The sequence below is a fragment of the Paraburkholderia sp. EG304 genome (genome assembly GCF_046543485.1).
Taxonomy (GTDB): Bacteria; Pseudomonadota; Gammaproteobacteria; order Burkholderiales; family Burkholderiaceae; genus Paraburkholderia; species Paraburkholderia youngii.
This window is the reverse complement of sequence record NZ_JBKGUA010000057.1, coordinates 16,865-37,696: the sequence shown is the minus strand read 5'-3', so window position 1 is coordinate 37,696 and position 20,832 is coordinate 16,865. Positions and strand designations below refer to the sequence as shown.

Genomic DNA, 20,832 nt, shown 5'->3' with positions numbered 1-20,832 from the left:
ACGCCACCGCTCCCACATCAACGCTTTCTGGCTTTCGCTATAAAAGGTCCGGGTTCTGTACTTCATTTGCAACACTCCCGCCGCTCACGCAGCGTTCATTGTGTTGCATCGACCGGTTGAATCCGCCACCCCATAGGCGCCGTTCGAGCAACTGATTCATCGTCGCGACGAATGACTCCTGTTGGCCGGGAGTCACCTCAGCCGGATCTTGAGGCGTGTGCCGCGCCTCACAGCGATCTAGCGCTTCTGTCTGAGCAAGTCAAATTGGCGCTGTTGTCTCAGCGAATTCAGTTCGCGCTGCTGCATCAGCAAATCCAGGTCGCGCTGTTGTTTCAGTAATTGGAGTTGTTCGTTCTGGAGTTCGATCTGTTGCTTCTGCGCTTCCCATTGCGCTCTATAAGCCCCCATGCTTTGGTCAGCCAGCGCTCCCCGCGGGTAAGTCTGCGCGTAGGTGATGGAACAGCCAGCCGCCAATGTCGCAGCAACGATAAGTGCTTTCATGATGCCCCCGCACGCATGCTCCCTTGCCATATCTTAGGCCAGAAAGGCCGGGCATCGGCGGGACCGACGTGGCTATCGGCGTCGTGCCTGGATCGGTGATTGCGTATGTTGAGCGAGCGGCGTGCTTTTCGCGTGGCAACGAGAGGCCGTGAACGACCGAGATCGTGTGAAAACGCATTGATCGCCTAAACTGAATCAACGCACTGAGAGCGGGTGGCTCATGAAACGATTCGTTGAAGGCGATGACCGCAAGCAGGTTGCACTACTGCCCGAATGCGTCGATGACTACATCGCGCAGGACAATCCGGTCAGGGTCATAGACGTCTTTGTCGACGAGTTGGAGCTTGAGGACCTCGGTTTCAGCGGGACCGTTCCAGCACTCACCGGTCGCCCCTCTTACCACCCGGGCGTGATGCTCAAGATCTATATCTACGGCTACCTGAACCGGGTACCTTCGAGCCGACGTCTTGAGCGTGAATGCCAACGCAATGTCGAATTGATGTGGCTGACGGGACGTCTTGCGCCTGACTTCAAGACGATCGCCGACTTCCGCCACGATAACGGCGCAGCAATCCGCAACGTATGCCGGCGTTTCGTCGAACTCTGTCGCGGACTGAAGCTGTTGTCCAGTGACATGGTGGCAATCGATGGCAGCAGATTCAAGGCTGTGAACAGCCGCGACAAGAACTACACGACAGGTAAGATCGACAAGCGTCGGCAGCAGATCGAGGAAAGCGTCCAGCGATACCTCGACGCAATCGAGACCGCCGACCGGACCAGCCCGACAGGTTTCGCTGTAAAGACTGTGCGCCTGTACCAGAAGATCGCCAGCTTGCGCCGGGAGATGCGTGAGCTCACGCAGATCAAGAGGCAGCTGCAGAAGCAACCCGACAAACAGCTGTCGATGACGGATCCCGACGCGAGGTCCATGGCAACAAGCGGCAGGGGTTCCGGCATCGTCGGCTACAACGTCCAGGTGGCGGTGGACACGAAGCACCACCTGATCGTTGCACACGAAGTGACCAACGTCGGAAACGATCACGGGCAACTCGGCAGGATGGCGGCGTCCGCGAAGAAGGCGATGGCCACGCCAAAGCTGAAGGTGCTGGCTGATCGTGGTTACTTCAGCGGCCCGGAGATACGCGCGTGCGATCTGAACGGCATCAGCGCATACGTCCCAAAGCCACTGACCTCCGCATCACGGAAGAAGGGGCTCTTCACGAAGGCTGACTTTGTCTACCTTGCGAAAGACGATGTGTATCGATGCCCTGCCGGTGAGCGCGCCATTCATCGATTCAACACTGTTGAGAATGGCATGAATCTGCGGGTGTACTGGCCGAGCCGGTCGTGAACATACTTGGCGCTACAGAAGCGATGAAAGCAATCAGGATGGCCGCAAGCTGAAGCCCCTAGGGGGCTTTGTTGCGCGCGCTCGGCTCGATCAGGTCGATCGCTTCGTATTGAACTCAATCGACATGATCGGCGAACTCGCGCTCAGTCGCAGAAATCTCGTTTCCACACGATCTCGACCCACAACTGCCGTTCGGACTGGCGCAAGTTCGATGACTGCTTCCGGGGTGCAACTGCCCGCCGTATTTGCGCGTGCATCACCACCGGTAGCCGACAGTGGAACGACTTCCCCATCAACCCAGTCGTAGGCGTCGCATCCATGACCACATTTCGCGAAAACACGATCCGATCTCGTAGGGCCTCGAGCACGACGGTAATCGCAACAGCAGAACGGTGATCGCGGGAGAGCCTTTCACACCGGCAATCTCGGGTCCTTCAGCGAGCGCCTTGGGGCGTGTGCCACGTGACTATGGATACATCGCCGACATCACGGCCGGAACTTCCAAACCGCCCGACAGCGCATTTTGTGCCGCGAAGCAGCTGCCGGGTCGAGTTGCCAAAGCTCGTGTAGGGTGGCGACGGCGTCCGACTGGCTTTGATGAGAGCCGTTGCGAGACACTCCCGCACCACCGCGCCAGTTTCTCCATTGCCGTCTATTACCAAAGTGATATAGCCGCAGCGAGGCTCGGAAATCATACTGGCTCCGACCTGCCGCACACACGAGCTCGCTGCACATTCTCCGATGATTTTTCAGCTTGCAAGCAAGTGCGGCCTGTCGTCCCTGCAAGGCACGGCGCCGGCACTTGACTCTGCACGTCGCGACGGCGCGTTGCGTCCACATTCTTCTTTACGGAGACCGCCATGAAAACAGTGTTACTCGTCGCCGGTGGGCTATTGTGCGCGTGCACCTGGCACGCCAGCGCACAAAACATCACTGCAAATCCAGCGACCGCAGCACAGCCCGACGCGATGAATTCGGAAGGTCCGGACCCTTCAGGAAGCTCGATGTCCGGCGGACATAGCGTGGGTGACGGAAAGACCCGCGCCGAAGTTTATCAAGACCTCGCGCGCTCGCAACAGAACGGCGAGGCCGCGCGGTTACAGGAACTGTTCAAAGGTAGTGGTACGACTTTCACGCGATGCTCGCGTGGCATTTCACGACCAGCGGGTTGAGCATGCTGTTGGCCGATGATGGACGGTCGATCCGGCCGCGCAACAGGTTCATCGGTTTTTCGTCAAGATCATCGCTGCTCGACTTCGTTGATGAGGTATTGCGTGCGGCGTGTCCCGCGCGGGAAAATGGCGGACGCCGCGTGCTGCCTCGACCTATTCTATGGAAGGAGCGCTCCCGCCTGTCGGGCAAGGGCGCGAGCGGGAGCGAATCCATGAGCACGCTGAATCTCCGGCGCAAGCAAGTCTTCGTGTCTTTCGCGCTACCCACGATCTTCGTAGCGTTTGCGCTTTCAGGTATTGCAGTACCGGCACAGGCCGAGACGGTTCGGATTACCGTCTCACACTGCAGTGACGCGACTGGCCCATACTTCAACAAGATGGCTCACGAGTTCGAGAAAGCTAACCCTGGTACGACAATCAAGATCGAAGAAGTAAACTGGGACGCGCTGCAACAGAAACTCGAGACCGACATAATGGGCGGCGCGAACTCGGACCTCGCGATCGTCGCTACCCGTTGGTTGCTGGATTTCTTTCACGACGACGTCACCGAGCCCCTTGATGCCTACATGGACGCCAGCTTCAGGGACCGCTTCATTGGCCAGATGCTGGCGCCGGGCGAAATCAAAGGCAAGGTGTATGGCTTGCCGCTCGCTGCTTCGACACGCGCGCTGTACTACAACAAGGACCTGCTCGCGACAGCTGGATATCCGAATGGCCCGAAGACCTGGAACGACGTAATCGATGCGTCGATGAAGCTGAAAGCGATGCATATCGCCGGCTTTGGTCTTCAAGGCAAAGAGATCGAGACAGATGTCTATTTCTATTATGCACTCTGGAGCTACGGCGGAGACGTGATCGGCAAGGACGGCAAGGCTGCTTTCAATTCGCAGGCTGGTGTGAAAGCCGCAATGCTGTACAAAACGATGATAGACGACGGTCTGACCGAACCGGGGGTCACCGGCTATAACCGTGAAGGCGTTCAGAACCTGTTCAAGCAGGGCCGTGTAGCGATGGTTATCTCCTTGCCTTTCCTGTCGAAGCAGATCGCGAAGGAGGTGCCGAATCTCAAGTACGGCATTGGTCCCATTCCGATGGGAACGACGCAGGCCACTTATGCGGTGACCGATTCGATCATGATGTTCAAGAACTCCAAGGTCAAGAAGAGCGCCTGGAAGTTTCTCGACTTCCTCTTTACAAAGAGCCCGCGCGTCGAATTCTCGAAGATGGAAGGTTTCCTGCCCACGACGAAGGCCGAAGCAAGCGATCCGGCGCTCAATGGTCCAGACACCAAGGCGTTCATCGCATTGTTGCCAAACGCACGGTTCGCACCGACTGTCACTGGGTGGGAAGACACCGCGAAAGTCGTGTCGGATGCCATGCAGGCCGTCTACCTGGGGAAGGCTCAACCCGCCGCGGCATTGAATGCGGCAGCCGAAAACGCAAACCGGTCGCTGGGCAAGTAATGCGACTGTGGTCATCGAAATCTGATGCAAACCGGCGCGCAAGCGACTCTCGGCGAACCGGGGCGAGGTGAAACAATGTTCAGCCAGGCAATGGCTTTATGCCCATTTCCCGGCAAAGCGACGTGGCGTCCGCTGCACTTTTCTCGCCCAATGCTTTATCTCCGCCCATCTTTTGCAGCCGAGACAGGCCATATAGGCACTGTGCTTGCAAAGGCCGCATTCCGAGGTCCCGGGCGATCATCAAGGCCATGCGGTAGTAATTGTCAGCTTCCTGAGGTGCGGCAGCGATGCCATCCGAGACAAGATCTCCCAACAGGCACGCGGCCCAAGCCTCGTTGCCTCGTTCGCCGGAGGCTCGAGCAAGGTCAATGGCGTCACGTGCGTGAGCGAGGGCTTCATTCTGTCCACCCGCACACTGCCATACCCGACCGAAAATCGAGAGCACTAGCGACTGTCCGAACGCTAGATTACTCGCTGCCGCCTGGCGAACTGCCTCTTCCAGAAGAAAAAGCGCCTCGTCGGTCCGACCCATTAACGCATACGCCGCTCCCAGACACGACGCTATCCGGGGAAGGTAGATTGGAAACTCCGCGCTCTTGCACATGGACAGGGCTGGCTCGAGTGTCTCGATAGCCAGATCGAGATTGCCTTGAATAAGGTGCATCCGTCCAACACCGTGACCAGCAAAGATCAGCTCCTCTGGCTCGTCCATCCCTTGTGCCATGTCGGTCGCCTGCTGTCCAAGGACGGCCGCCTCGTCGAATCGGCCGAGTTCAGCAAGACACAGCACCAACCAGATACGACCGTTGACGCGCGTGAATCTTGCGTAGGCCTCCTGGGGTCCGAGGCCGTGGTCTTCATGGAGGAGGTCTAGCGCCCGTCGCGCATGTCCCATCGCGCGTTCATAGTCTCCGCGGCCATAGCGTATCCTTGCCAGCATCATGGAAGCCCAAGCCTTCGCATCGGGGTCGCTTCGCCGCTCCGCCAACGCCAGAGCGCGTTCGCCTGCCTCGGCGGCGCCGACCAGATCGCCTAACGAACCGAGCGTAAAAGCGAACCTCGATAGAACGCGCGATAGGCGTACCTCGTCGCCAAGTCCTTCAGCCAGATGTTTCGCGTTCCGCAGATTCTCCCGGTCCCGTGCCAATTCGCCGAGCGGATAAAGCGAGTGGTTAAGTTCCCATCGGATATCGATGGTTTCACCCAGTATGTCGGGTGAGGACGGGAGAGCCGCATAGGCAGTCAAGGCTTTCTCGAACAAGACCGACGCCTCCCGATGTGCGGCGCGTTCTGCGGAGATGTGACCGGCACGCCACCACAGCCGCCCCGCCTTTTCCGTCAAACCGGCTTGGGCGCAGTGTTCGGCCAGGATTTCAGGTTGTTGCTCCCTTACGTGAGCAAAATGATTCTCGAGCTCCGTGGCGATGCGGGCGTGCAACTGCTGTCGCCTGTCTCGCAGCATGGAACTGTACGCGGCGTCCTGCACCAGCGCGTGCTTGAAGGTGTATTCCGCATCCGGGGGTGCCCCGCGCCGGAAAACCAGTTCGGCATTGACTAGATGATTCAATGCATCTTCCAGACGCTCCTTCGGCATCGACGCGACCGCGCTGATAAGCTCATAAGAAAACCGCCGGCCGATCGCAGCGGCGACTTGTGCTACATCGCGCGCCAGGGACGAGCGATCGAGACGCGCCATCAGCGAAGCGTGCAGCGTCATAGGGATCGCCAGTGGCGGCATCGGTCCATCGAGCACGTAGCGCCCGTCCTGCTCGCGCAATACGCCGCTCTCAAGCACCATTCTTGTCAATTCTTCGACAAATAGCGGTATTCCATCCGTATGCTCAATGATCCGGTCCGTCACCTCTCTCGGCAGTGCCTTGCCAAGCGTTATCCGCTCGATCATCTCGGCTCGTTGCCGAGGATGCAGACGATTGAGGGTGAGAAGTGTCACCTCTGAACGACCGGTCCAACGAGATGAGAACTCAGGCCGGAAGCTGACAATCAGCAGGGCAGGCAGCGTTGCAATTTGATCGACAAGATGGTCCAGCGCCTCAAGCGAACTCGGGTCGGCCCAATGCGCATCTTCGAACAGTATCAGCAGCGGCTGGCGCATTGCCAGGCCCTTAATCCGGGCAATTATCGTCCTAAGAGTCCTTTCCTTGTACTGCTGCGGTGTGAGATTCAGTGTTGGATATCGACCGTCGGTCGGAATCGATAGCAATGCCGCCACCAGCGCCGCAGCCCCGCCCAGATTGTCGGCACCGAGCCCGAGCACCGCCTCCAGTTTGTCGAGGCGTTGTTCAGCAGTGTCGTCGCGCCGGAGACCTGCCATATGCTCCAACTGGGAAATGAACGGATAGAAGGCGCTCTCCTGATGTCGGCGCGAGCAGAAATACCGCAAGCGGTCATGCGGCTCGAATCGAAGCTGCTCTTCAAGATAAGTGGTCAGCCGAGACTTTCCGATACCCGGCTCACCTGAAAGCAGCACGACCTGCCCCTCACCATTCCTCGCGCGCTGCCATCGGCGGAGCAACAACTCGATTTCTTCGTCGCGCCCGACGATCGGCGTCAGTGTGACCTCATGCAGCGCCTCGGAGCTGCTTTCGACCCCGCTGGATCCTAGCACCTGCCAAACCCGCACTGCCTCGCCAAAGCCCTTCACGCTCACGAGACCCAGGTCGCGAAAGTCAAAGAGCCCGGCCGTCAGCCGCTGTGTGCTCGTAGAAATCACCACTGTTCCAACTTCGGCCAACGTCTGCAGCCGGGAAGCGAGATTGGGTGTTTCACCGACGACGCCAGGCTCCTGGGCTTCGCCCTCACCCCTCAGATCACCGACTACCACCACGCCGGTGGCAATCCCAATCCGCACCTGCAAACCTTCGTCGATCCCGAAATCGAGATTGCTGATGGTTCGCACGAGCGTCAGCCCAGCACGTACGGCCCGCTCCGCGTCGTCCTCATGCGCCTGCGGATAACCAAAATAGGCCAGCACACCGTCACCCATGTACTGGGCAATGACGCCACCGGCCCTGGAAACTACATCCGCGCAACCCCCGGTAATAGGCGGCGAGGATCTTCCGCATGTCTTCAGGATCGAGCCGCTTCGAGAGGGCAGTCGAGCCGACCAGATCGCAAAACATGACGGTGAGTTGGCGTCGGTCCGCGTCATCTCGCGGCAAGCGCGCGGCCACGGTTGGACATATTGCAACGGGGCTATCGCCAAGCTGGTTAATTGCACGCAACATTTTGCGGCGATGCCCAAGCAAAACCCCGAGATCCTTGAGGTCCTGGTCCGTCAGATCGCGGAGGACCGAGGGATCGATACCATTCTGGGCAAAGCTTTGGACATACTCGGACAAGCCGAGTGATGCCAGCCACTCTTCAATGCTTCCCACCGTTTGCCTCCAGAAGGCGGCTGCCTCATGCAATGGTAGGAAAAATATTTGTGCCGTGCGTATCGACCAAGGTCGGCCGGTTGCAACCAACTGTATTTACCCGGCTTGTCGTCCGATGCGATTGACGGGCGATTTATTCGGCTTCTGACGAATCCAGAACCGGCTGTAGTATCGCTCTGAAGCATACAAAAATCTTACATTCAACGAGCCGTCTCGCATCACAGTCGCTGCCTATCCACAAAGCATTTACAAGAACCCGGTCGCTACGGTACGCTCCATCGCTTCGCGATGGTAGCGCATGCGCCGGTACCGATCTGGGCAGACTCCAATGCCTTCGCGACAGACCGCCTCTCGTGAACAGCTTCGCAGGAATGTGATTTTCCAGTCAATGGCCGGCACGATCTGTGGCAGCGCCAAAACGGAAAACATCATGCATGACTTAAGCGAAATCGCGCAATGGCTGGAAAGCCACACTATTCACCACGTATCTGACGTTCACGCGACACTGCCGGATCCCACCTTCGTGTCAAATGGGCGTCAATACCTTTCGTTCAGTTCGAACAATTATCTGGCGCTGGCGAATCATCCCCGGTTGGTGACTGCCGCCAAGCGGGGGCTGGATCGCTATGGCGTCGGTAACTGCGAGTCGCGGCTTCTGGGCGGCGATCTGGAGGTCTATCGCGAACTCGAGGCACGCCTGGGTGCACTCAAGCACAAAAGCGACGCAGTGCTGTTCGTGACTGGCTACATGACCAATCTCGGCGTGCTCTCGACGCTGGTCAAAGCCGCTACACTGGCGCGCTTACACGGTTACCGCCCCAGGACTCGCCGCAAATATGCTTACTACTCGGATGAGTTCAATCACATCAGCATTCGGGAAGGCATCCAGATGTCAGGCGCACTGCGCCACACCTACCGACACTGCGACATGAATCATCTGGAGTCGCTCCTGCAGGCGGGGGACGGCACCACACCAATCATCGTCAGCGACGGCGTGTTCAGCATGGAAGGGACGATTACCCCCCTGCCGGACCTGGTGGCACTGGCCGAGCGCTATGGCGCCATCCTGTATATCGATGATGCGCATGCTACCGGTGTGCTTGGCGAGCATGGCGGCGGCACCTCGGAACATTTTGGTTGCTACAGCCCCCATATCATGCAGATGGGCACGTTGAGCAAGGCATTCGGCGCCATTGGCGGGTTCGTGGCAGTCGATCGCGATATAGCTGATGTGATCCGGCTTACCAGTTCCGCCTATGGTTTTACCTGCCCGCCGCCGCCGGACCAGGCTAGCGCTCTGCTGGCTGCGCTCGACCTGATGGCCGAAGAGCCGCAACGGCGGCAAAAACTGTGGGACAACCAGCGCTATTTCATCGAGCGCATACGGCCGCTCGGATACCAGTTGCTATCGACCGAGACGGCGATCGTTCCCGTGCTGATCGGTGACACGGAACTGTGCGCACGTTACGTCAAGGTTCTGCGCGAAGAAGGTGTCCACGTCGACTCAGTCCAGTTTCCGGCCGTGCCACTCGGTCAAGCACGGCTGCGTTTCATGATGAATGCCGCCCATACCCAGGTGCAAATCGATCATGTCATTGCGGTAATGGAAAGCATCGGTGCAATGGCGGCGTCGTAGCTTTCTCCTGTGGCGCCTTCCAATGCCCGATGTGCGCGTTATTTCGGCTGTTTGATCATGCAATGGTCGTTGGCGGAAACGGGTCCGAAGATTGCCCACTCCCCACGCGCACAATCGATCTCCCTTCGTTGAAGAGCAGATTCATGGAGACGCTTAATTCTTCTGGCGCTCGTCGGGTGCCGTGGAACAAGGGGAGGCTGACCGGCCAGAAGCCTCCGCTGAAGCTTCGGGAAATCTGGGCGATTCGAACGAGGCTGCAGATGTCGTCCAACGCGCGCGAGTTGGCGATGTTCAATCTCGCGATCGACAGTAAGCTTCGCGCGTGCGATTTGACGCGGTTGCAGGTCCGGGACGTTTGCATGGGAGGACACGTAGTTGCGCGAGCCACGTTCATGCAGCAGAAGACACAACGACCCGTCCAGTTTGAGATTACGGAGCAAACTCGTCAGAGTGTCGCGGCCTGGATCTCAGCGCGCGGGTTGGAGCCTTTTGACTACTTATTCCCTAGTCGCCTGCATGCGTCAGCGCACGTCTCAACACGCCAATATGCTCGCATCGTACATCGGTGGGTTGCTTCAATCGGACTGAACGACGCGGCCTACGGCACGCATACGATGCGCCGCACGAAGGCGTCGTTGATTTATCGACGCACGAAGAACCTGCACGCGGTTCAGATGCTCTTGGGCCATACGAAGCTCGAGAGCACAGTTCGATATCTTGGTAGCGAGGTAGATGACGCGCTCGAGATGGCCGAGCAAACCGAAGTCTGACAGCTGGTGGCCGGCGAGCGGACGCTTGCCGGCCGGGCCACGAAGGGCCATTCGCGCGTCGCTATTCCTCGACGTCTAAACGTCCGTTAAGCACCGCGAAACAGTCATATATCGACTGCGTCACATGCTCCCTTTTTCCATTGATGGCCATAAATACGCACATCGCTAGCAAAAGGGCGGTCTCGATCAACTATGGAAACCAGGAGTGCTCACTCTGGCGTGGTCCCTGCCTGCGAGGAACCGATGTTGCTTGCGTTGAATTGCATGGATGTCGGTGAAGAATGCGTCCGCTTCTGCAGCCATGGTGGAGTTGTGCGTCACGTGAGACGTTCAGCCTTCGAAGCTTGCCCCAAGCAGGAGGTCGCACACGTTGGGAATGTGGAGACCAGGCACTAGACGGCGGCCAATGTCGGCCAGACCGGTTCCGATGGCGGTGTGCGGCTTCTGCCTGGCGACCTCGGCTAGCGCCTCCGTGAACGCTTTCTTGAAGCCGAGCCGCGGATAGAGCACGAGGGTATCGTCGATCAGTTGGGAAGAAATCTCGTCCATCCTGAGCCCCCTGACGTCGACATGAGCGCCGAAGTGGACGAGCGCGACTTCCGGCTCCCTGCGATCGGCAATCTCAGCGGACGAGTGAAGGGCAATGGCGTCCCAGACGATCTCGATTTTCGTCTCCGGACAGTCGTGGGCATGCAGAAACCTGCTCGCCGCGTCGGCGCCATCGACTTCGAAGCGCTTATCCGCAGCATGATCCTCCGACAAACCCAGATCGTGAAGCAGCGATGCGAGACAAACCAGTTCGCGATCGTACTTCATTTGCCGCTTCCTGCCGATGAACTCCGCGAACCACCATGTCCTGTGGACATGATTGAGGAGCGGTCCCGAATGAGCCTGCGCGGCGAGGGCCGCCGTTTTGCCGGCGAGTTCGGAATCCGGTGCGGTCATGCCTCCGATAGTGACAGGGGATTTCATAGCCCTTCGTCGAATGACTACTGGTTTGACGAATCATGTTGTTGTCGTAATGCATCTGGAGGCCTAGTCTTCTGGCGAACGCATCTACACGTCGCCGATGACCACCCCTCTCAACCCTTCCCGCAGCGCCGTAACATTGTCTACACCGTTCAGTTGCTCGAACTCCCGTTGCGCTTCCTGCCAGAGAGGGGCTGCCCGGTCGTGCAGGCGCCGTCCCTCCTTGGTGAGTTCGACAAGGCGGCTTCGGCCGTCCGTGGGCGAGGGCGTGATCGTGACGAAGCCGTCGCGTTCCAGGAAGCCAACCATTTTCCCCATCGCCGTTCTTTCGATGTCGAGCCGTTCGGCGAGGGCGTTGACCGGGGTACTTCCCACCTCGTGCAGGGCGGCCAGGGTGAGGAACTGTGTGATGCGCAGACCCGCGGGCTCGAGATGGCTATCGTAGAGTCGGGAGATCTGCCTGCTCGCCTTCCTCACGGCGAAGCAGTTGCATTGATCGATTCCGAGCGGCTGGTTAACGGGCAACATCTTCACTCCTGAATTCAGTTAATTGCGCGAAGGTACGGCGGTAGCTTTCGATGAAAGCCGGGAGCGACAGCGCTGGCGTCCGCCGACCTGCGCACCTCATGTCTCGCTGCCGAAACCGGCCGGTGTCATCTGCGGTGCTCAAAGGCCTGCAGGCGGTGTGATGTAGCCGGGTATCTCGGCTGCAAGCGTGCTCTTCAGCACCGCTGTCCCTTTGTCGGCCATGACCTCGCTCTTGCCGGCGGCGAGCGCGTCGTAGGTCTGTCGCACGACGTCCTCGGGACTGGCTTTCGGCACGTCAATGCCGTTGGTCAGATCGGTATCCACGAACCCGACGTGCAGGCCGAGAACCTGGATGCCACGCTCCTGCAGGTGAAAGCGAAGCTGATTGGTATAACTCCAGGCTGCGGCCTTCGACGCGGCATACGGTGTCAGATAGGGCCGCGGGAGCCACACGATGTCGGAAAGCACGTTGATGATCGCAGCATGCGGCTGGGCCGCCAGGATCTGTTCGAAGGCCTGTGTGACGCGCACCACGCCGTAGTAGTTGGTATCGAACAGGCGGGCGGACTGCGCTTGCACGTCGGCCGCCAGAGGCCCGTCGATCAGAGCGGCAATGCCGGCGTTGTTGATCAGCAGACTCGTGTCGGCCGCCAGTTTCGCCGCCTCGGCAATCGACGCCGGATCCGTGACATCGATCCTGACCGGCACAATGCCCGGCTCGTCGAAACCGCTCGTGTTGCGCATACCCGCGTACACTTTCGCCGCGCCGCGCCGAAGCGCCTCGCGTGCAAAAGCGAGGCCCAGGCCGCGATTGGCACCCGTGATGAAGACGGCGGCGTTCTTGATATCCATGACAAGCTCCTTTTTCAAAAGCCGCATACCGGAGGAGAATCGACTCCATCCACGAGCGCGCGGCTGCCTGGTTCAAAGAAAGACGCGTTCCGGCAACTGCTTCGAAAGCGCCTCCCGCAGATGGGTCGCGAGAGTCAGTACGGCGCCAAGCGGGCTCATGCGCACGCTGACCCGCGGCACCGATCCGTCGGCGTTCCGATCGACGACCACGACCGCGTTCAACTTCTCGCCGCTCGTGAGAACAGCCTCATATTCAAGAAGAAGCCGCGAGCCGACGGTATGAAGAAACGTGGGCGTCTGTGAGACGTAGAAGGTTCCGACGGTCTCGACGGCCGACCGGATTTCGTCGCGCCCGATTACAGGAGCGCGCAATACTGAGCTGACGAGTACCGCGTCAGCCGTCAGATCATCGAGAAACGGGTGACGCTCATCTTGGGTGAGTGACATTTTCAAACCTCGTTTCGCTTCAAGGACGTGTTCACACGAATGCGGTCCGATTTTTGGCGACAAACTGCTGGACCGAGAGCGGCGGCTTTCCGGTGATCTTCTCGACGGCATCGTTGGTGCCTGAGAAGATGCCGTCGCGGTAGTTCTGCGCGACTTCGACCAGATGCTGCGTGAGGAACGGCGGAAACTTGTAGAGGGTTTCCATCTTGATCCGGAATTCCTCGATGGAAGTCGGCGCGTATTCGATCCGGGTACCGAGAACCTCGCTCATCTCGGCTGCGATCTCGACATGGCTCATCTCGACGGGGCCGTGGAGCGTGTAGGTCTTGCCCTCGTGGCCTTCGGGGTTGGCGAGGATGTGGGCGATCACGCGTCCCTGATCGTCGCTGGCGATGGGCGCGTGACGGCCATTGCCAAACGGAAATTCGATCTTCTTCGTGGCCCATATCTCCCGCGCAAAATGCGGATAGACGAGCCAGTCGGCAAAGAAGGTCGGGCGCAAATGCGTAGTCGCGACACCCGACCAATCGAAGACCTGCTCGGAAACCCAGTGATCCTGTGCTGCGTGGCTCATCGACTCCCGGCGTGCCGAAACCTGCGACATGTTGACGATCGCCGTGACGCCCGCTTCCTTTGCTGCCTGCGCGAAATAGGCCGCGGCCCCAATGATTCCCGGCGCGATCGGATGAAGGAAATACGCCGATCGGATGCCTTCCATCGCTGCTCGAATGTCATCGATGTCGGTGAAGTCCCCGACCGCGATATCGACACCGCGCTGCCTCAGGGCGGCCGCCCGATCGTCATCTGTGCGCACATAGGCCCGCACGCGTTTGTGCATCCTGAGCAGTTCGTCAATGGCAATACCGCCGGTGCGTCCGGTCGCACCGCTCACAAGAATCTCAGCTTCGTTCATCGCTTCGCTCCGTTCGAAAATGAGAGCATATGCTCTCTTGAAGTTAAGAGTAGGAGCATATGCTCGTATGGTCAAGTTTTTTTGGCGTGCCCCCGGATAGCAGCACTTTCGGTTTGGCTGACGGCCTTGCTAGCGTCACTTGAGAAGAGACGGGACAGAGCGATTCGACGAAGTGATTTCCTGTGGTGTGGCGAGGGCGCTGGAGATCATCAGTAAGGGCCCCGAGTGTTCGATCTGCCCGCAGTTTCGTACCAGATGCAAACCGCAAATTGCCGATCGCGCTGGTCATCGCCAAGTAATACCGCTCTGCGCAGGTTTCGGACTTTCATGGTCCGTGGGTCGCTGTCGTTTGACCAGTCACCGAGCCTCGCCAGCCATCACGCTAAACATGACTGGTGCGGCCCCCCAATCACCTAAACTGGGCAGTACATCGCGTGCATTCCGCAAGCGCGCGACAAACAGCACTTTTCGCTGCACATAGCGGGCGCACTGTCGCCCCTTGCGTAAGGCTACATCCCCCGATCACGGCGAAGGGGCGTCTTGATGAAGCGCATCGTGATGCCGGTGCAGGCTGTCGTTTTCGTCAGCTTCGTGCTGGCGGGCTGTACCGCAACGCTCCCCAATGTTGCAGTGCCGCTGTACCAGAACCGCGCCGTGACACGCATCGAGGGCGGCGTGGAGGTTTCGACAGCCGTGCTTTCGCCGGCGGAGAGTGCAGCCGTCTATGGCGTCCCGCTTGCGGAAAGGAGGATTCAGCCCGTCTGGATCGAAGTCCGCAATCGCGAGGACAGCAACTACTTTCTTCTGTCGTCGGGCCTGGACCCGAGCTTCTTTCCCGCGTCGGAGGCGGCTGAAGCATTCGCGGGTAACGCTTCGCGCGAACAGCAGGCGGAACTGGACAGCCGCTTTCGAGCGCTCGCCTTCCATAACCCCGTCCGTCCCGGAGAGACGGTATCAGGGTTTGTTCTGACCAACCTTAACCAGGGTGCGAAGCTCGTGCAGATCGACCTCGTCGCGCGGGGGCGCGCCCGGACGTTTTCGATCTTCGCGGTTGTGCCCGGGTTCGAGCCCGACTACAAGCGCAGCCAGGTCTTCCAACGCGCTGATGATCCTGACGAGACCACCATCAACTTCGCCGATGACGAGAGCTTTCGCGCCGCGCTCAAGGCCCTGCCATGCTGCGCGACGAACGAAGACGGCGCGAAGAATGGCGATCCCCTCAACCTCCTGATCGTCGGCGGCCTCGACGATGCCTTTCCTTCGCTCGTTCGCCGCGGGTGGAGGCTCACGGAGGATAAGTGGTCGGGCGCGATCAGGCGGATGATCAGCGCCGCGCTGTCAGGCGAGCCTTACGTCAACGCCCCCGTGAGCGACCTCTACCTGTTCGGCCACGCACAGGCCCTCGCGCTGCAAAAAGCGCGCGGCGACATTCACCAGCGCAATCACATGCGTCTGTGGCTCAGCAACATGCGCTACCACGGAAAACCCGTCTGGGTCGGACAGGTCAGCCGCGATATCGGCATCCGTCTCACCTGGCACTCGTCGACGTTTACCATGCACAAGATCGACCCGGATGTCGATGAAGCGCGCACCGCGCTGACGGAAGACATGACGTATTCGCAGAATCTGTCGAAAATCGGCCTCGTGAATGGCGTGGGTGCCGTGCCGGAAAGCGCACCGCGCGAAAATCTGACCACCGACCCGTACTTCACGGATGGCTACCGCGTCGTGCTCGTCTTTGACCGTACGCCGACATCGCTTGCGGACATCGAAGTGTTCCCCTGGGTCACGCCTTACAAGGTCCTGCGCGTCGCCCCGGGAGGCAAGCCATGACTGCGCGGCCTACCATGTGTCGAGCACGGATGCGTGCAGGCGCGCTGTTGCTCGCGCTGACGCTGGCCGGATGCACGGCGTAATTCGCGAGGGTCGCTTTCGCGTCATGAGCGGCAGCGTAATCGTCTACTACGGCAGCGAGATCAAGTTTGCGCCATACGGAATGAATCGCCCAGAAACCGTCGCGCGATGGTTGCTGAGCGACCTTTGTCGAAAGTCCGACGCGCAGGCGAAAAAGAACGGGACGTAGTGATTAGCGGATGGCCTTTTTCCGGTGACGGAGCCGACGTCTGAACGTCCGCTCGATCGTAACCACGAATGTCGCTTCAGGCCGACCGGAAATTCGATCCTACCCGATGTCTCGACACCACCGACTCCCCCAGGTTCCTGCATCTCGGCGGAGATCCATACTCGTTCAGGTATTCGTGCCCGCGTCAGCGAGCGGAGCCCGACACGGTCGAGTTCCGACGCGCACCGCGCTCAACGCCGCAATAGCCAGAACAGCGCGGATACCACAGCCGAAATCACGATGCACGTGACGATCGGGAAGTAGAAATTGAATCCGTCGCGAACGATATGAATGTCACCCGGCAGCCGGCCGAACGGGATGCGCGCAAGCCAATGCCATCCGAGGCCGGCAAGAATGCAAAGGATGCCAACGACGGATTAGGAAACGGTTCATGGGCGCAGTCGCTCACGGTAGCCGATCCAGCCATCATAGGCTCACGCAGGTGGACCTGCCAGAGCCGCCGGGCGCGGCATCGGCAGCCGCGAAAAGCGCCAGGCGCACAGTCGATCCGGTATTGCAGGGAGGGAAGCGATAACCGCCGGGAACCGACGCCGTATCTGCGCGACTGAAGGACTGAACCGGGTGCATTTGAATCGGGTGTCGGCAAGCAATCCCGACGGCCATGGCGATGGGTTTGGCGATCGATGCCATTCAAGCGATCAACTCATGCATTGAGGCCGCACTTTTACCGGACTCGGAGACGTTATGCACTTCTATCACATGGTGTAGCGAGACAACCATCGGTAGCAACGAACGGAAATACTTTTGTCGCGCGCGTATCCGTCCAGCCAGCCGTTCAAAACCATCTGGCGACATAGGGTCTAGCGTACGCTCGCCCGTTTCGATAACCCGGGCTGCAAGGGCGATATCCCCGATCGCCCGGGGCCCAGCCTGTGCTCCGTATGTGCGGCATGTATCGGACCACTAGTCCCATCCTGTGCCAATTCAGTGCGGTGGCGAGAGACGTCTGAAACGCTTCCATACGGTCTTCAATGCTTGATGGTCGGCAGCGACACGCGAAGCGAGATAGCCGCGGGCGAACGCCGCGCCGGGGGCTGCCGCCCGGGACTTCTTCGACACCGTCCGCAGAAGCTGATCGGCGACGACCGCATCGTTACGCCAGCCGAGGTCGTCCTGAAGCGCCGTCAACGCTTTTACGTAGTGCTGCGTGGCCTGTTTCGAAGACAATGACGCAAAGAACTCCGTCGCGTAGCGAACCTTCTTTGCCGCGATACGCGCGCGGTGCCGACGGTGATCATCGAGGTCAGCAAGCCGCTTGCCACGCTTGATCAGCTTGCGGTGCCGACTGGCCAGCACTTTAGCGCCAATCTGCCTCGCGGGGCTGTCGATCGCCGTGCGCTGTTCGGCGGCCATCCCCTCGCGCCATTTTTTGCCGCCTAGCCACAGCGTGAGTTCCAGCACCAGCCGCGTGTAGCGAACCGATTCGACCGCGGCCGCCGCACGCTTGCGGTTATCGACCGCGTTCTGCGCGCAGGCCTGCCGCACCGGCTCCAGTTCGTCCGCGTTGCCGTCCGCGCCCGCGCGATCGAGCGTGGCCCCCGCCAAGACTTCCCAATCGCGCGCGGCGCCGAGTTCCGCCGCGATCCACCGCAGTTCGTCATCAAGTCCGGTATAGGCGGGAATCACCTTGGCGAACAGGTCCAGCGCCGAGCGCAAACGCCGAAGCCCCACCCGCATCTGATGCACGCACGACGGATCGTGACCGGACACGACGCCACGCTCGTTGGCGTGAACCTGATCGAGGCAGTTATGCAGGATCGCGCAGAACGCGTCCTCAGTTGAATCGCCCTTTCCAATGCGCACGGGCTTCGCCTTTACAGCTTCAGCGTGCTCAGCGACAAGCAGTTCGTAACCGACATCGGCCTTGCTGCGATGGTCGATGCGCAGCGGCACGGACTTCAGGAGTTCGAGCGCCGCCGTATGGAGAGCTTGCGGCTCGCCGTGCTTGAGTTCGAGTTCGACTGCGACAAGGGACATGGAGCCCGTTTGCGCGTCGACGGTTCCCTCGTCGAGCGCCACTTCGATCTCGTCTTCCGGCGGAAGATGTAGTGAGATTGCGGTCCGATTGATGCGGGTGACGAACACCGCAGCAAGCTGTGCTGCAATGGACTGATCGCGAACCAGCTTGCCGCAATCTGTGTCGGCGGGTATCGCGTCCTGCAGCAGCGCGAGGTCGGGCGTGTCGCTATTGACCGGCATTTCGAACTCGTCCCTATCGGAAACACCCGCCTCGACGACGCCCTCGAGCTTCATGGTCTGAATCCGCTGCTGTCCATCGGCCCGCACGCGCAGCGACGCCTTGCACCCGTGTACGGCCAGATCCGGCGTGTCGAAATAGGTGCTGATCAGGAGTTTCGATGGCGCAGCCGCTACCTGACTGTGTGCAAGCAAGGGTGCCTGACGAAGTCTGTCAAGATCCTCGGGGGCGATGCGTAGCTTTAACTCGCGTTCCATAGTTGTCTCCCTCGGCGCGCCGCGAAATCGGATGATCAAAAAGAGCAAATTTCGGTCCGAACCACGGGACCGGAGCCGAATCGCGATACCGTCTGGGTTGTGTCCCGGAGATCATCGCCAACCATTTTTAGAGCTATCGGGTAGCCAATACGGCTTGTGTCGATGCGGGAATTTGACAGCCGACGCTGCGTCGACGTTTCCCTCACCATTGATTCTTTGGGCCACGCATGGCGGCAATAGTCGTGTGCCGATCCGATATCACGATACGCTTGGGTGTTATCGGTGGTTCAGAGCGACGGACCAGTTTCTAACCCGTCATTGCCTAACTGATGCCCGTATGCCGGCATCGCCCGCAACGCGCTCCCGAATACCCGATCACCGCTTCCGGGTTGGGAACGCGACCTAGGTTCATATGCCCGAAGTGGACGTCGCCTCCTGACCGAACCGCATCAAACGCACGGGCCGCCTTCGTAACTGCCTTAGACTGCTTCGTCTTCCCAGTCGTGCCACTCGACCCGATGCGTTTCCAGGTATCGGCTTACCGCCTCCCCAACCGTCGGAAAGAAGTTGCTGTCGCCGAACATGCCAAACATGCCGTAGTGCTGGCCAACCCCGGCCCAACGGAGATCGGCGGGCGCGGTCGGCCAAAGATCGACCGCCTCGGGCAGCAGCCGACCGACAACCGCCTTTCGAGCCAATGCAAGGGCTATAGGCCGGTTGCAAGCTGGAACGGCCATTCGCGCGGTGAAGCGGTCAAAAGAGCTGGGTTCCCTTCGGTATAACGAAAACGGCAACGCAAAAAGCGCGTGCCACTACCGGTAGAAAACGTAATTCGCAAAATAGGGCGAGCTACCGTTTTCGTGTTCCGTCAAACACGGTGCGGTCGGCATCAATCCTCCAACGGTGTGCACTCGCTGCACATACCGGACAACCGACAGCATGCCGACGCCGGACGTGCTATGGGTTTCGAGCAAGAGTTGCGGTATGCTCGCCGGCGTTTCGCTGGCACGCTGCGCAAGCAGCCGCCCTTCAATCCGGCTTCCATCTTGCGCCCCCCAGGTCGGTCCGGCGACGTGCCAGACTGCCGCCTGGCCCCTCGCATCGTACAGCGTCGCTTGTGGGCTCCTGAACACCCAGCCCAGATGATGCTGCGCGTCGAACTCACACGAATAAGTCTGCACGCCAGACGCTACCAGCGTCATCACGCGCTCGGCCTGAGGCGGGTCGATGGAAGAACTGGCTGGACCTGCTGGCTCCGTCGCACACGCCGCTAGCATCGATAGAATGGCCGTCACAAAGCCAAAGTGCAAAAGATTCTTGAACATGGTTCTCACCATTGAGAGATGGAGCACAACGCGGAGCGATTGCCGACAGAAACATTGGCCAAGGAACCGCTACGGGTCGTATTCCCGGTCGCGTGCGACGTCGGACGGTCAGAGAACGGCTGCTTGGAGAAGCGCAGCCTCGGGCTCTTTTAAGATTCGCTCTAACACGTTATCCGACTCTTGCTCCGAAGGGCTCCATTTGTCTTGAGAAAGGTTCCGACGTAGCCTTCCACAAGACGCAAGGCGCCCGACGGACTTACCTTCCCCATCGACTAGTTTCAGAACCCGGTGCAGCCCACGGTGCCGGTCGCTGCCGTCGCCTGTGTCCACATGAGCTGAAGTTACGCTGATCAAAAACAAGACCATCAGAATGAGCATGCGAGGTGTGCGCGTTCTTTTCGACTGGATAGATGTCGAAGGAATTTGGTCGAGGATTAAAGGCGCGAGCTTGTCAATCGAATGCTCGTTGGCGGTATGGCCGTCAACATGAATCCGTCGCGCATTGCGCGAAATGTGCGTTTCTCTTCCCGCGAAATCACCGGCCGCCGCAAATCCCGGTGAACATGGGGCGCAAACGCGTGCGAGGGCGAGAACATGATGAACTCTCCTAAGAGCGCTTCCATGAAGGTTCCCACCCACGCTACGCTCCTGTTCGAAGCGCTGGTTGATCCACGTCAAGTATGTTGACTTCGATGCATTGCAGCGGGCGAGCCAGTCGAATGCCCGCCGGGCAAGAACGTCGGTTGCATGATCCGAAGCGCCTGCTCGCGTGACCGCGTGGTGAAAATGCCGCAGGGCAGCAACTGTCCGGTTGCCGAAGATCGCAGTTCCAGCGTCGTTCGTCTGCGGCGACCGTCGCCCGAACTGACGGACCCGGTCACAACTGCCTATCAACTCGGCACAATGTCAGTGG

The 20,832-nt window shown here is 59.6% G+C and carries 17 protein-coding genes and 1 pseudogene; 6 read left to right on the top strand and 12 right to left on the bottom strand.

All coding sequences use genetic code 11. The features are described 5' to 3' along the window. Window positions 1–237 precede the first annotated feature (237 nt). Complete coding sequence (locus tag ACLFKU_RS36510) at window positions 238–501, bottom strand: hypothetical protein (RefSeq protein WP_410852401.1); 264 nt, start codon at window positions 499–501, stop codon at window positions 238–240. A gap of 220 nt (window positions 502–721) precedes the next feature. Here ACLFKU_RS36510 and ACLFKU_RS36505 point away from each other — a divergent pair. The 3 genes and pseudogenes from ACLFKU_RS36505 to ACLFKU_RS36495 all read left to right on the top strand — a co-directional run. Next, window positions 722–1,843: pseudogene (locus ACLFKU_RS36505) on the top strand (IS1182 family transposase); the annotation flags it as partial. Between the two features lie 869 nt (window positions 1,844–2,712). Then, window positions 2,713–3,024, top strand: coding sequence for a hypothetical protein (locus ACLFKU_RS36500; RefSeq protein ID WP_410852400.1), 312 nt, complete (start codon window positions 2,713–2,715; stop codon window positions 3,022–3,024). A 212-nt stretch (window positions 3,025–3,236) separates the two neighbouring features. Next, window positions 3,237–4,487 (top strand): ABC transporter substrate-binding protein, encoded by a 1,251-nt coding sequence (locus ACLFKU_RS36495; RefSeq protein WP_410852405.1) that lies wholly within the window; start codon window positions 3,237–3,239, stop codon window positions 4,485–4,487. A 79-nt stretch (window positions 4,488–4,566) separates the two neighbouring features. Here ACLFKU_RS36495 and ACLFKU_RS36490 read toward each other — a convergent pair whose 3' ends face one another. Beyond that, window positions 4,567–7,491 carry an AAA family ATPase gene (locus tag ACLFKU_RS36490; RefSeq protein WP_410852399.1) on the bottom strand — a complete coding sequence of 975 codons (2,925 nt, stop codon included), beginning with the start codon at window positions 7,489–7,491 and terminating at the stop codon, window positions 4,567–4,569. Next, window positions 7,484–7,882 carry a hypothetical protein gene (locus ACLFKU_RS36485; RefSeq protein WP_410852398.1) on the bottom strand — a complete coding sequence of 133 codons (399 nt, stop codon included), beginning with the start codon at window positions 7,880–7,882 and terminating at the stop codon, window positions 7,484–7,486. Before ACLFKU_RS36485 ends, ACLFKU_RS36490 begins: the two co-directional genes overlap by 8 nt. A 388-nt stretch (window positions 7,883–8,270) precedes the next feature. On the opposite strand from ACLFKU_RS36485, the gene ACLFKU_RS36480 reads away from it, so the two are divergent. Together ACLFKU_RS36480 and ACLFKU_RS36475 are read left to right on the top strand one after the other, a co-directional pair. Continuing rightward, the gene (locus ACLFKU_RS36480) at window positions 8,271–9,518 is read left to right on the top strand and encodes an aminotransferase class I/II-fold pyridoxal phosphate-dependent enzyme (RefSeq protein WP_410852397.1); all 1,248 of its coding nucleotides are present in this window, start codon (window positions 8,271–8,273) and stop codon (window positions 9,516–9,518) included. Between the two features lie 143 nt (window positions 9,519–9,661). After that, complete coding sequence (locus ACLFKU_RS36475; protein ID WP_410852396.1) at window positions 9,662–10,288, top strand: tyrosine-type recombinase/integrase; 627 nt, start codon at window positions 9,662–9,664, stop codon at window positions 10,286–10,288. A 330-nt stretch (window positions 10,289–10,618) separates the two neighbouring features. Here the strand turns inward: ACLFKU_RS36475 and ACLFKU_RS36470 are convergent, their stop codons facing one another. The 5 genes from ACLFKU_RS36470 to ACLFKU_RS36450 form a co-directional block, all read right to left on the bottom strand. After that, window positions 10,619–11,260 carry an HD domain-containing protein gene (locus tag ACLFKU_RS36470; RefSeq protein ID WP_410852395.1) on the bottom strand — a complete coding sequence of 214 codons (642 nt, stop codon included), beginning with the start codon at window positions 11,258–11,260 and terminating at the stop codon, window positions 10,619–10,621. 84 nt (window positions 11,261–11,344) lie between these two features. Continuing rightward, on the bottom strand, window positions 11,345–11,785 hold the full coding sequence (locus ACLFKU_RS36465; protein WP_410852394.1) for a MarR family winged helix-turn-helix transcriptional regulator: 441 nt from the start codon (window positions 11,783–11,785) through the stop codon (window positions 11,345–11,347). 138 nt (window positions 11,786–11,923) lie between these two features. Next, a complete protein-coding gene (locus tag ACLFKU_RS36460) occupies window positions 11,924–12,637 on the bottom strand; it encodes an SDR family oxidoreductase (protein WP_410852393.1) in 714 nt (237 codons plus the stop codon). A gap of 72 nt (window positions 12,638–12,709) precedes the next feature. Beyond that, window positions 12,710–13,084, bottom strand: a complete 375-nt coding sequence (locus tag ACLFKU_RS36455) for a hypothetical protein (protein ID WP_410852392.1) — start codon at window positions 13,082–13,084, stop codon at window positions 12,710–12,712. Window positions 13,085–13,115: 31 nt separating this feature from the next. Further along, on the bottom strand, window positions 13,116–13,997 hold the full coding sequence (locus tag ACLFKU_RS36450) for an NmrA family NAD(P)-binding protein (RefSeq protein WP_410852391.1): 882 nt from the start codon (window positions 13,995–13,997) through the stop codon (window positions 13,116–13,118). 543 nt (window positions 13,998–14,540) lie between these two features. On the opposite strand from ACLFKU_RS36450, the gene ACLFKU_RS36445 reads away from it, so the two are divergent. After that, window positions 14,541–15,830 carry an LssY C-terminal domain-containing protein gene (locus tag ACLFKU_RS36445; RefSeq protein WP_410852390.1) on the top strand — a complete coding sequence of 430 codons (1,290 nt, stop codon included), beginning with the start codon at window positions 14,541–14,543 and terminating at the stop codon, window positions 15,828–15,830. A gap of 480 nt (window positions 15,831–16,310) precedes the next feature. Here the strand turns inward: ACLFKU_RS36445 and ACLFKU_RS36440 are convergent, their stop codons facing one another. The 4 genes from ACLFKU_RS36440 to ACLFKU_RS36425 form a co-directional block, all read right to left on the bottom strand. Next, window positions 16,311–16,484, bottom strand: a complete 174-nt coding sequence (locus ACLFKU_RS36440) for a DUF2905 domain-containing protein (RefSeq protein ID WP_410852404.1) — start codon at window positions 16,482–16,484, stop codon at window positions 16,311–16,313. Window positions 16,485–17,064: 580 nt separating this feature from the next. Then, entirely contained in the window at window positions 17,065–18,594 is a 1,530-nt protein-coding gene (locus ACLFKU_RS36435; protein ID WP_410852389.1) for a CHAD domain-containing protein, read from the bottom strand. A gap of 479 nt (window positions 18,595–19,073) precedes the next feature. After that, the gene (locus tag ACLFKU_RS36430) at window positions 19,074–19,292 is read right to left on the bottom strand and encodes a hypothetical protein (RefSeq protein ID WP_410852388.1); all 219 of its coding nucleotides are present in this window, start codon (window positions 19,290–19,292) and stop codon (window positions 19,074–19,076) included. Between the two features lie 114 nt (window positions 19,293–19,406). After that, the gene (locus ACLFKU_RS36425; protein ID WP_410852387.1) at window positions 19,407–19,919 is read right to left on the bottom strand and encodes a DUF3455 domain-containing protein; all 513 of its coding nucleotides are present in this window, start codon (window positions 19,917–19,919) and stop codon (window positions 19,407–19,409) included. Between the last annotated feature and the right edge of the window lie 913 nt (window positions 19,920–20,832).

Excerpts from the sequence above, each read along its gene's own strand:
- ACLFKU_RS36510 (WP_410852401.1), bottom strand. The coding sequence starts at position 501 with ATGAAAGCACTTATCGTTGCTGCGACATTGGCGGCTGGCTGTTCCATC.
- ACLFKU_RS36500 (WP_410852400.1), top strand. The coding sequence starts at position 2,713 with ATGAAAACAGTGTTACTCGTCGCCGGTGGGCTATTGTGCGCGTGCACC.
- ACLFKU_RS36495 (WP_410852405.1), top strand. The coding sequence starts at position 3,237 with ATGAGCACGCTGAATCTCCGGCGCAAGCAAGTCTTCGTGTCTTTCGCG.
- ACLFKU_RS36490 (WP_410852399.1), bottom strand. The coding sequence starts at position 7,491 with ATGGGTGACGGTGTGCTGGCCTATTTTGGTTATCCGCAGGCGCATGAG.
- ACLFKU_RS36480 (WP_410852397.1), top strand. The coding sequence starts at position 8,271 with ATGGCCGGCACGATCTGTGGCAGCGCCAAAACGGAAAACATCATGCAT.
- ACLFKU_RS36475 (WP_410852396.1), top strand. The coding sequence starts at position 9,662 with ATGGAGACGCTTAATTCTTCTGGCGCTCGTCGGGTGCCGTGGAACAAG.
- ACLFKU_RS36470 (WP_410852395.1), bottom strand. The coding sequence starts at position 11,260 with ATGAAATCCCCTGTCACTATCGGAGGCATGACCGCACCGGATTCCGAA.
- ACLFKU_RS36465 (WP_410852394.1), bottom strand. The coding sequence starts at position 11,785 with ATGTTGCCCGTTAACCAGCCGCTCGGAATCGATCAATGCAACTGCTTC.
- ACLFKU_RS36460 (WP_410852393.1), bottom strand. The coding sequence starts at position 12,637 with ATGGATATCAAGAACGCCGCCGTCTTCATCACGGGTGCCAATCGCGGC.
- ACLFKU_RS36455 (WP_410852392.1), bottom strand. The coding sequence starts at position 13,084 with ATGTCACTCACCCAAGATGAGCGTCACCCGTTTCTCGATGATCTGACG.
- ACLFKU_RS36450 (WP_410852391.1), bottom strand. The coding sequence starts at position 13,997 with ATGAACGAAGCTGAGATTCTTGTGAGCGGTGCGACCGGACGCACCGGC.
- ACLFKU_RS36445 (WP_410852390.1), top strand. The coding sequence starts at position 14,541 with ATGAAGCGCATCGTGATGCCGGTGCAGGCTGTCGTTTTCGTCAGCTTC.
- ACLFKU_RS36435 (WP_410852389.1), bottom strand. The coding sequence starts at position 18,594 with ATGGAACGCGAGTTAAAGCTACGCATCGCCCCCGAGGATCTTGACAGA.
- ACLFKU_RS36425 (WP_410852387.1), bottom strand. The coding sequence starts at position 19,919 with ATGTTCAAGAATCTTTTGCACTTTGGCTTTGTGACGGCCATTCTATCG.